This is a genomic window from Planctomycetota bacterium, from assembly GCA_035384565.1.
In the GTDB taxonomy this organism is placed as follows: Bacteria; Planctomycetota; PUPC01; order DSUN01; family DSUN01; genus DAOOIT01.
Genome location: DAOOIT010000063.1, coordinates 24,049 through 32,999, shown reverse-complemented (window position 1 = coordinate 32,999; position 8,951 = coordinate 24,049). Strand labels below are relative to the sequence as shown.

At 67.2% G+C, this 8,951-nt stretch carries 5 protein-coding genes; 2 read left to right on the top strand and 3 right to left on the bottom strand.

Annotated elements, in window-relative coordinates; all coding sequences use genetic code 11:
* Positions 1–267 (bottom strand): type II toxin-antitoxin system HicB family antitoxin (locus PLE19_19110; protein ID HPD17058.1); only part of this gene is annotated, 267 nt, incomplete at its 3' end.
* A 268-nt stretch (positions 268–535) separates the two neighbouring features.
* On the opposite strand from PLE19_19110, the gene PLE19_19105 reads away from it, so the two are divergent.
* Together PLE19_19105 and PLE19_19100 are read left to right on the top strand one after the other, a co-directional pair.
* The gene (locus PLE19_19105; protein HPD17057.1) at positions 536–1,627 is read left to right on the top strand and encodes a Gfo/Idh/MocA family oxidoreductase; all 1,092 of its coding nucleotides are present in this window, start codon (positions 536–538) and stop codon (positions 1,625–1,627) included.
* Positions 1,628–1,849: 222 nt separating this feature from the next.
* Entirely contained in the window at positions 1,850–2,791 is a 942-nt protein-coding gene (locus PLE19_19100; protein ID HPD17056.1) for a hypothetical protein, read from the top strand.
* Between the two features lie 386 nt (positions 2,792–3,177).
* Here PLE19_19100 and PLE19_19095 read toward each other — a convergent pair whose 3' ends face one another.
* Together PLE19_19095 and PLE19_19090 are read right to left on the bottom strand one after the other, a co-directional pair.
* Positions 3,178–4,230: a Gfo/Idh/MocA family oxidoreductase gene (locus PLE19_19095; protein ID HPD17055.1), complete on the bottom strand. Its 1,053-nt coding sequence runs from the start codon at positions 4,228–4,230 to the stop codon at positions 3,178–3,180.
* A gap of 237 nt (positions 4,231–4,467) precedes the next feature.
* On the bottom strand, positions 4,468–8,910 hold the full coding sequence (locus tag PLE19_19090) for a beta-galactosidase trimerization domain-containing protein (GenBank protein ID HPD17054.1): 4,443 nt from the start codon (positions 8,908–8,910) through the stop codon (positions 4,468–4,470).
* Positions 8,911–8,951 lie beyond the last annotated feature (41 nt).

Sequence of the window (8,951 nt, the reverse complement as noted above, 5' to 3'; positions counted from 1 at the left end):
GGAGAGCGCGCGGCGGGTCCGGCAGAAGGCCGGCGGGAGAGGGTCTCCGTGGTCGAGGCAGGATTCGACGATCTTGCGGGTGAGCCCCTGGGCGATCTCGGCCGCCTCGGTGATGCTGCGGCCCTCGGCGACCAGGCCGGGAACGTCCGGGCTCGTCGCCACGTAGCCCCCTTCGGCAAGGGCCTCGATGCGCAGGCGGATCGCCACCTCGTCCACACAAGCCGTCTCGCGCCACGAGCGTGGGGCGCGCCTGGGTTCACGTGCCATCGGGACAGTGCTCCTGTGTGAGAGGATCCGGGTCGGCCGCACGCGCGGCCCCCGCGACCGCCATTATACCCCATGTGGCCAGAGGCCGGTAGCGCAAAACGGCATTCGATTCCTTCGAGCGGAGCGCCGAAGCCCCTGGGCAGATCGGCCGGGACGAGAGGCGCGGGCGCGCCGCATCCGCAGTTGACAGGTCCGCGAAAGCATGTAGCATAGGGGGCGGCTGGGCGCGGGTGCGCCCGCCAACCACACGATGGGAAAGGGACGCGGCGTGAAGAAGGTGAAAGTCGGCATCATCGGCTGCGGGAACATTAGCGGGAACTACCTGCACTGGGCGAGGCAGCTCGGCGTGTTCGACGTTGCGGCCCTGGCCGACCAGGTGCCCGAACGCGCCCAGGCCAAGGCCGCCGAGCATGGGCTGCGGGCCTGCTCGGTGGCGGACTTGCTCGCGGACCCTGAGATCGAGATCGTCGTGAACCTCACGGTCCCCCGCGCCCACGCGGCGGTGAACCTGGCCGCGCTGAAGGCCGGCAAGCACGCCTATTGCGAGAAGCCGTTCGCCGTGACCCGCGAGGAGGGCCGCAAGGTGCTGGCCGCCGCGAAGAAGGCGGGGCGGCTCGTCGGCGGCGCGCCTGACACGTTCCTCGGCGGCGGCATCCAGACGTGCCGCAAGCTGATTGACGACGGCGCCATCGGCGAGCCGGTGGGCGCCACGGCCTTCATGGCCTGCCGAGGCCACGAGAGCTGGCACCCCGACCCCGAGTTCTACTACGACCTCGGCGGCGGGCCGATGCTGGACATGGGGCCTTACTACCTCACGGCGCTGGTCAACCTGCTCGGGCCGGTGAAGCGCGTGAGCGGCTCGGCCCGCATCAGCTTCCCCGAGCGCCTCATCACCAGCGAGCCGAAGAACGGCACGCGCATCCAGGTGAAGACGCCCACGCACATCGCGGGGACGCTCGACTTCGCCAGCGGCGCCATCGGCACCGTGGTGATGAGCTTCGACGTGGTGGCCCACCGCCTGCCCATCATCGAAATCTATGGCGCGGAGGGCACGCTCCTCGTGCCCGACCCCAACGGCTTCGGCGGCCCCGTGCGGATACGGCGACGCGGCGACGCCGACTGGACCGAGGTGCGGCTGACCCACAGCGACCAGGTGGGTCGCTCGATGGGCGTAGCGGATATGGCGCAGGCCATCGCCCTCGGCCGCAAGCCCAGGGCTAGCGGCGAGCTGTGCTACCACGTACTCGACGTGATGCTGGCCTTCGAGGACGCCTCAAAGTCGGGCCAGCACGTGGCGATCCAGAGCCCGTGCGAGCGCCCGCCCGCGTTGCCGACGCCCGAGTTGCGGTTCGACGCATGAGCGCCCCCCGACCGGCGTGCCTCGCACCGTGCCCCGCCTCCGGGCGAGAGCCGTCGCGCGATTACAACTCCTTACACAGGATTACGGCGCGCTGACAAGCAAGGCACGCTCGGCAGGTATCATGCTGTGCGCTTGCGCGGGCCTCCCGCTGCTGCTGGCGCGTCCGCTCTTTCGGGGCTGAGCGACCATTTCCCACTGTGCATCATGACAGGAGGCAGACCGATGAGCAGTGTTCGCACCTCTGCGGCGATGGTCGCCATGGTCCTCCTGGCCGCCCTCATGGCCGCCATGCTCGCCGCGCACCTGCTTGCAGGGCATGCCGGGCGGCAGGCGGCCGACGCCGCGACGCGCGTGGCGAGCCTGGAGAACGCCACGGAACACTTGCGCGTCCTGCTCCAGCAGGCCAAGCATGACCAGGCTGTGCTCGCTGCCGAGGCCACGAAGGCGACGAAGGGGGTGGAGGCCCTGTGGAATGAGGTGGCATCGCTTCGCGCGCGGCTGGACGCCATGGGCACCGTCCCCACCGCGGCGGCTGCGCCCCCGGCGCCTGCCCCTGCTCCTGCGCCCGCGGCCCCAGTCGCGGGCGCACCGCCGCACTTCGCTGAGTTGTCGGAGGAAGAGCGCAACAACCCTCCCCCGCTCTTCGAGGCCGCCCGGAAAGCTTATCGAGAGAAAGGAATCGCCGGCCTCTGCGCCGCCATCGGCCTGGGCGCGGAGGCCCAGGCACGTTTGACGAAGGCCTACGACGCACTCCTGCCCCAGGTTCGGGCCGCCGAGAAGGCGCACGCCCAGGTCACGATTGACGGCGATGCCGTGGTGATCAACATCGCCTTATACCCGGAGGCGGGCCATGCCCTCCAGGACGTCTGCCAGGCTCTGCTGGCCGAGACCCTCGTCCCAGCCGAGCAGAAGGCGTTTGCGGACGCGCGCGGCGACGTGGTGCTTTTCGAGCGCCCATTCGGCCACTACACGCAGACCATCACGCTGACCCGCGATGCGAAGGGGGTGGCGTTCCGGCACACGGGCACACGGGCAGGGGGTGCGCCGACGTTCGAGGACGCGGGAACCATCGCCGGCGCCGACGCCGTGGACCGCCTGCCGTGGCGCCACCTGCTTCCCGACGCGGCGATCGCGCACCTGCAAGGCGGCGCTGCCGAGTTCTGAGGTGCGGCGCAGATTTGAGGCCGTTTTCCTTGACTTTGCCGCAACATGAGGTACACTTAAGGTGCAGGGCAAGACGGGTGCCTGGTATCCGCCAGGCGGGATAGTCTGGGCTGGCGCAAGCTGTAGGAGCGAGAAGACGCCAGGCGAAGACGCGTAGAATGACCCGAGTGGTTAGGTCTGATGCGTCGCGTAGCTCGCTGTGGCTCGTCAGCGTGTGATACGGTGTAAGGCCTTGCCCTGCGGGGGCGGACGCCGGTCCAATGGTGCCCGCCCCCGGTCATGTAGGCCATTACCGAGTCCGGGTTCCGGGTCTCGGCGCCCAGTCTCCCAGTCACGGCTGGCCACTCCGCGCGCCTCGACAATCCGCATTCCCGATCCCCAGCCCCTCAGACCCCCTTCCACAGCCGCAGATAGTCCCGAGCCACCTTGAGGTCCTCCATCGCCTCCTGGGCGGTGCACAGGGGCGGACGCTCGCCGCGCACGGCGGCCACGAAGTTGATGGCCTGCTGGCGCATGGCGTGGACCCACGGCAGGTGGGGCGATGAGACCTCGGGGGTCTTGCCGTCGCCTGGGTCGCAGAGGATCTCCACGCGGCCGGGACGATTCGAGGCGAGCGGAGCAGGCAGCTCGAGCTTCACGTAGCCCTTCTCGAAGGCCACCAGGGCCGATTCCTGCCAATCTACTGTCGTGCGGTAGGGGGTCATCTCCAGCACACAGGCCACGCCACTGGTGCTCACGCCCGCAAGTATGACGCCCGACGGATCGGCGTAGGTGACCTTGTACGGCTCGCCCAGGAGGTGGCGCATCAGGTTGACCTGATGAATGTAGTAGTTCACAAAACTGATGTAGGCGTCGTAGGCCGTCTTGTCCATGTCCGATGCCGGCGGGTCCCACTGAAGCGGCGGGTTCGGGTCGTCGGAGCGGATGAGCTCGGTGAAGCCGTTAGCCACCCAGTCGCCGGCAGGCATGAGGATGCGAACGAGGCGCATCCTGCCCAGCTCGCCCGAGGCCTTCAGCGCGTCAATCTGGGCCTTGGCGTACATCGTGGCGGGGTCGGAGCGTTTGTGGTAGCCGATCATCATCCAGGTGCTGCTGGCGGCGAGGGCGTCGAGGATGCGTTGGCCCGCCTCGATGCTGCCCGCAAGCGGCTTCTCGGTGAAGACGGGCTTCCCCGCCTTCAGCAGCTCGGGGATGAGCGTGCCGTGGCGGGTGAACGGCTGCGAGGCCACGATGGCGTCGAGCTGCTCGTTCGCCAGCATCTCGGCGGCCTCTTTGTAGACCTTCGGCACGCGATAGTGTCGGGCGACAGCCTTGCCCTGTTTCTCGCGGAGTTCCGCGAGCGCCACCACCTCGCAGTCGGGCAGTGTGTAGTAGTTCTTCAGGTGGGCGCACTGGCCCATCGCCCCCACACCGCAGAAACCGATCCTCACCTTTGCCATGGCGCCATTCCTTTCCTGGTAGGGCGTGCATACCTGCACGCGGGCTTCGTTCGTAGTTCCGCCTTCAGGCGGTCTTGCCTGCAACCTAAGCGGTGTTGGGTGTCAGGTGTTGGGTGTTGGGGGGCCGAACACCAACACCCGCTCTTGGGGGAGCAATATACGCCGTCGGCGGGGAAATGCAAACGCAGGTAGGGCGTGCAAACTCGCACGCGGAAACGGTGTGCAAGTATGCACACCCTACCGAATCTCCTTCAGCGCCTTCTTCAGCCGCTCGTGCCACACCGCAAAGTCGGAGGAATGATAGGCGGAGCGGTCTGGGGACTCAAGTTGCGTTGGGTACATCAGCGCCCCGTTCCCGATCTCGATGGCGGAAAGCGGGACGGGCAGCCCCTCGAGCAGGCGAGTCCTTGCGCCGGGTTGCTTCAGCAACTCGCGGAACAGTAGGTTGAGGCGTAGCCCGGAGAACGGGTCAATCCACAAACCCGAGCCGGGGTCATGATTCAGGTCCTCGGGCAGGACGAGGAAGCGCTCTCCCGCGCGAGTTGCCTCGGCGAGGGCCTCGACGTGCGGCGCCCAGTCTGTGCGCTGGAGCCGCCGCATGATGGCGTGGCGGTTGTCGGGGCGGAATGGGACGTTCAGGTAGTAGCTGAGCATGTACTTGGCCTCGAGGCCAGCGTGGCCGCCCTCGTAGACGGCCCGGAGCTTCCGCAGCTCGCCCAGGAACTCAGCAGTAGTCATCGAAATGGCGGGCCAGGCTTCGCTGGGGCGCGAGGGGAATGGCGTGAGGTCCGCCTGGCTCGGCGCTTGAGACGGCTCCCGCAACCGGAAGCGCGCCTGGCCGCGCTCGCACGTGATCGCTTCGGTGGCGAGGATGCGGTACTCGCCAGGCGGGTCGTTCAGGGCGGTTGGGATGAGGAACTCGGTCTTGCCCCCAGGGGCCTGCACACTCGCCAACGACATCTTGCGGCTGTAGTTCCCGGACGGATCGACCACGTCAAGCCCAAGGCCATAGCAGGCATCGCGTTCCACTCCCTTGATGGTCACGGCAACCCTGACCGGCTGGCCGGCCACGACAGAGGACATGGCCCTCAGGCGGACCTCTGCGGGTGCCTGGCGCACGATCGCAAAGAGAGCGGCGCCCCCCGGCCGGAGGCCGGTCTGCCACGCGCCTTGGGCGTCGGGCTTTGGCGAGTTTGCCGCGCGCGCTTTCACGTGAGGAACGCTCAAGAGATCGAAGACGCGCACGTTCGGGTCGGCCCAGCGGACCGTGGCCGAGATCGCGGGGCTGCGGTGATCGGAGAAGATGGCGAGGTACTTGATGCGGCCGCTGGGGTCGCTGTAGAGCTGGCTGGACCACCAGGGGACAGCTTCGCCATGGTTCGGCTTGGACTTGAGGGGCGTCTGCCACCAGCCCTTGTTGTCGTCGCACGGCTCGGCGGACTCGAAGGCGATGAAGTACTCGGCCTTCACGCGGCCGTCGGAGCGGATGATGGCGTCAATGAGCCTGCGATACGCCTCGCGGGCCGGCTCGTGGAAGCTGTTCCACCAGTTGTCCCAGTCGTAGATAAAGTTGAGATACACGACACGGCCTTTACCGACCTCGCGTGTGAGAATAAGCGGCGTGCCGTCCTTGTGCTTCGCGAGCACCTCCACATCAGGCGCCATATCGAGCACATTATCCTTGCCCTTGCTCACCAGAACAACCTCCCGCAGGTTCCAAACCTGCGGGAGGTTAGCTTCTTCCTTCACAACGGCCTGGCTCGTGTTGAGGAGCCGGAAGCCGAGCAGTTCAGCTAGGCCGGTTTCCTCAGCGGGATAGACGGTGAAGGCGTTGCCGTGGGGCGAGCAGGAGGCAAGCCACGGCGTTGAAATGAGCAACCCGCCGCCTTTCACGAAGTCGGCTATCGCCTTGCCCTCCTCGGTGCTGAGCACCTGCGCATGCGACGCCACGAGCACCTTGATGCCCTTGAGGTCCTTCGCGTGAACGACCTTGGGCATGTAGCCCGTCTCCTCCAGCGCCGAGTAGATGGGCGCATTGCAGTCAATGGCCGAGCCGAAGTGCTGGCCGAGGATGCCCTTGGGCAGCGGCTGCTGGCCGACGAGCATGCCCAGCCCGTCGGTGTAAGCGAAGCGCTTGTGGAGGAGGATCGGTTCAATGGGGCGAAGCTGCTCCCGCAGCTCCTTCGTCCAGAAGCTCGCCCGCGTGTGCGTGAGGTCGGCGTTGAAGGTCAACGGCACGTCCACCCAGTAGTCAATGTGCGTGTTGCCCGCGAGGATGCTCGACATCACAGTGCAGTTCCAAAGCGAGCGGAGGTCGAAGTACGCCCACATTGCGGCGGAGAAGCCGGGAATGTCGCCGTAGTCGCGTCGGGCGATGGCGTTACCCACGAGCGCCGCCTCCTTGGGATAGAACGGCCCGAGGCCGGCGAAGTTGTAGACGTCCACCTTCGGGTAGAAGCCGCCTGGGGCGCTCATGATGGTGAGTGGCACGGGGTTGCGCCGCGAGCGGTAGACCTCGGTCGCCAGGTCGCAGTACTTCTGATAGTACCAGTCGAAGAAGTTGTAAGTCTCCCAATAAGGCGCCGAATGGCCGATGTAGCGCTGCTTGGGGTCGAGGCGGGCGAGGTTCACGGGGATGACGGGCTTGGTCTCGCCCTTCTTCTGCATGGCCTCCCAGGCCTGTGAGGTGACGAAGACCTGGCCGGGCGACTTGACCTTGGCCTTCTCAAGGGGAATGTCGTCGAAGGAGGCGAAGCTCGTGCCCCATTCCTGGTTCAACACGTCGAGGCGGCCGGCGTAGCGTTCGCGCAGGTGTTCGCCGAAGACCTTCTGGGGCACGGCGGGCGCCTTGTCCTCGGGCCAGTAGTAGCGCATCCCCCAACCGTCCTTGAAGCCGCTCTCCTCGCCGAGGGAGACGAGGGACTTGGAGCGGGCGTCGGGGGCGCCCTGGTTGTGCCGCTCGATGGTCTTGTGCATGGCGGCGCGGACGGCCTCCCAGTTGTCGTGGTCAATAGTGACGCCGAAGGTGTTGATGCCCGTGCCCTCGACGTACTGGCGCATGCCGTAGCGATCAGCGGTGTAGGGGTTGCCCATGCAGCCGAGGGCGTTGAAGCCCGCGTCGCGGATGAGGTCAATGAAGCGCCCTCCCCCGCCCCAGGTCCACACCGACCACTCGAAGCGCTCGCGCATCGTCCACGGCTGGTCGAGCTGCACCTGGGCACGCGCAAGGCCGGCGATCTGGTCGCCTTTGCTGAAGACCGCGGTCACCCAGTAGCTCCCGACGAACTCCGGCCCGCGGTCGGGCATGGTCAGCTTGGCCGTGGCCGTACGCTCGCCTGTGACCTCGAACGCCGCGCGCGTGAGCGCTCGGCCCGAGCTGTCCACCACGTAGGCCACGGGCAAGTAATCGCCCTCCTCGGCGTCAGGCGCCCAAGTGATGGTGGCAGTGATCGTCTCGCCTGGGGCGTAGCTGGCCTTGTCGGTCTTCACGGTCAACGGCACGCGATGAATGTAGGGCGCCCAGGCCATGCTCTCGGACACCACGGTTCTGCCGTCGGCATCGAGTGCCCGTGCCGTGACGAGCAGCCAGGCGTCGGTACACGGCAGGTTCACTTCGGGCGCGAACTGGAGTGCGACGCTCTGGCCCTTGGCAACCGCCACCTTCTTCTCCATGCGGATGCCGTCTGGCGAGCGGCGGTGGCGAGCGTCGAAGGAGATCACGATCTCGCGCGGCGCATCCGAGTGGTTCTCGAGCGTCACTGACGCCGCGAGCGTGTTGCCTGCACGGCTGGGCTTGGCGGAGACACTGACGAGAGCAGGGAACGCCTTGTCGCCAAAGGCCAAGCCGTAGACGAGGCGGCGATAGAAGGCGTTCCAGGCCGTGCCGTCGTCGGGGCGCTCGGGGTCGTAGAGGGCCGCATTCTCGCCCCGCCACTGGTGCCTCTCGCCGCCGACCTGGAAGAGGTGAACCACCTCCCCGCCGCTCGGAAGCCGGCGGTGCCAGAAGCGGGTGAGTTTTCCGTTGTCGGTCAGGGGCAAACAAGTGGCGTCGGCCGGCTCGTAGATCGGCCCGTAGAAGTGCGCGCCCGTGACCTCCAGCGGGATGCCGCGGCTGAGGGGGTGGTCGGTGGCCGGGCCGCAAGAGTACACCCAGGACTTGCCCTTGCCCGACCTTATGGGCAGGACATCCTCCAGGGGCGTGCCTTCGTAGACTGCCTCCCAGCCTGGGTTGATGACGACGAGCTTGCCGCCGGAGCGGGCGTAGTCGGCGAGCGCCTTCTGCGTGGCGACGAGGCGTTCGCTCTCCGCCTTGTCGTTCGAGCGGACGGGGAATTGGGCGATGACGACCTGGAACTCGCGCATCCTGGCGACGAGACCGTCGAAGTAGGCCGCGCCCTCCTTGAGCACGTATGCCTGGTCCTCCTTGCTCTCCTCCAGCGGCTTGTCGCACAGGTGGTGCATCTCCTGGTCGCCGTAGAGCAGCGGCGCGAAGGCTACGTCTGCCGGCACCACGTGGCGGAGCTGTTCGGCGAACATCTCGTTGTTCGGGCTGCCCGCCAGGTAGAGCACCTTCGGTTTGCCGAGGGAGTGGCAGTGCCACTGGAGCCCATCCGCGCCCCCTGCCCCGCCCCTCCCCACAACGAGGACGCCGCAGATTGCCAGCAGGGCGATCTTGTTCATGAGTTCTCCGCCTTGCCTCGTGGGGCCTGTCCGTGTGCGTC

What these genes read in the sequence shown, in the direction of transcription:
- PLE19_19100 (HPD17056.1), top strand. Translation starts at nt 1,850, where the DNA reads ATGAGCAGTGTTCGCACCTCTGCGGCGATGGTCGCCATGGTCCTCCTG.
- PLE19_19095 (HPD17055.1), bottom strand. Translation starts at nt 4,230, where the DNA reads ATGGCAAAGGTGAGGATCGGTTTCTGCGGTGTGGGGGCGATGGGCCAG.
- PLE19_19090 (HPD17054.1), bottom strand. Translation starts at nt 8,910, where the DNA reads ATGAACAAGATCGCCCTGCTGGCAATCTGCGGCGTCCTCGTTGTGGGG.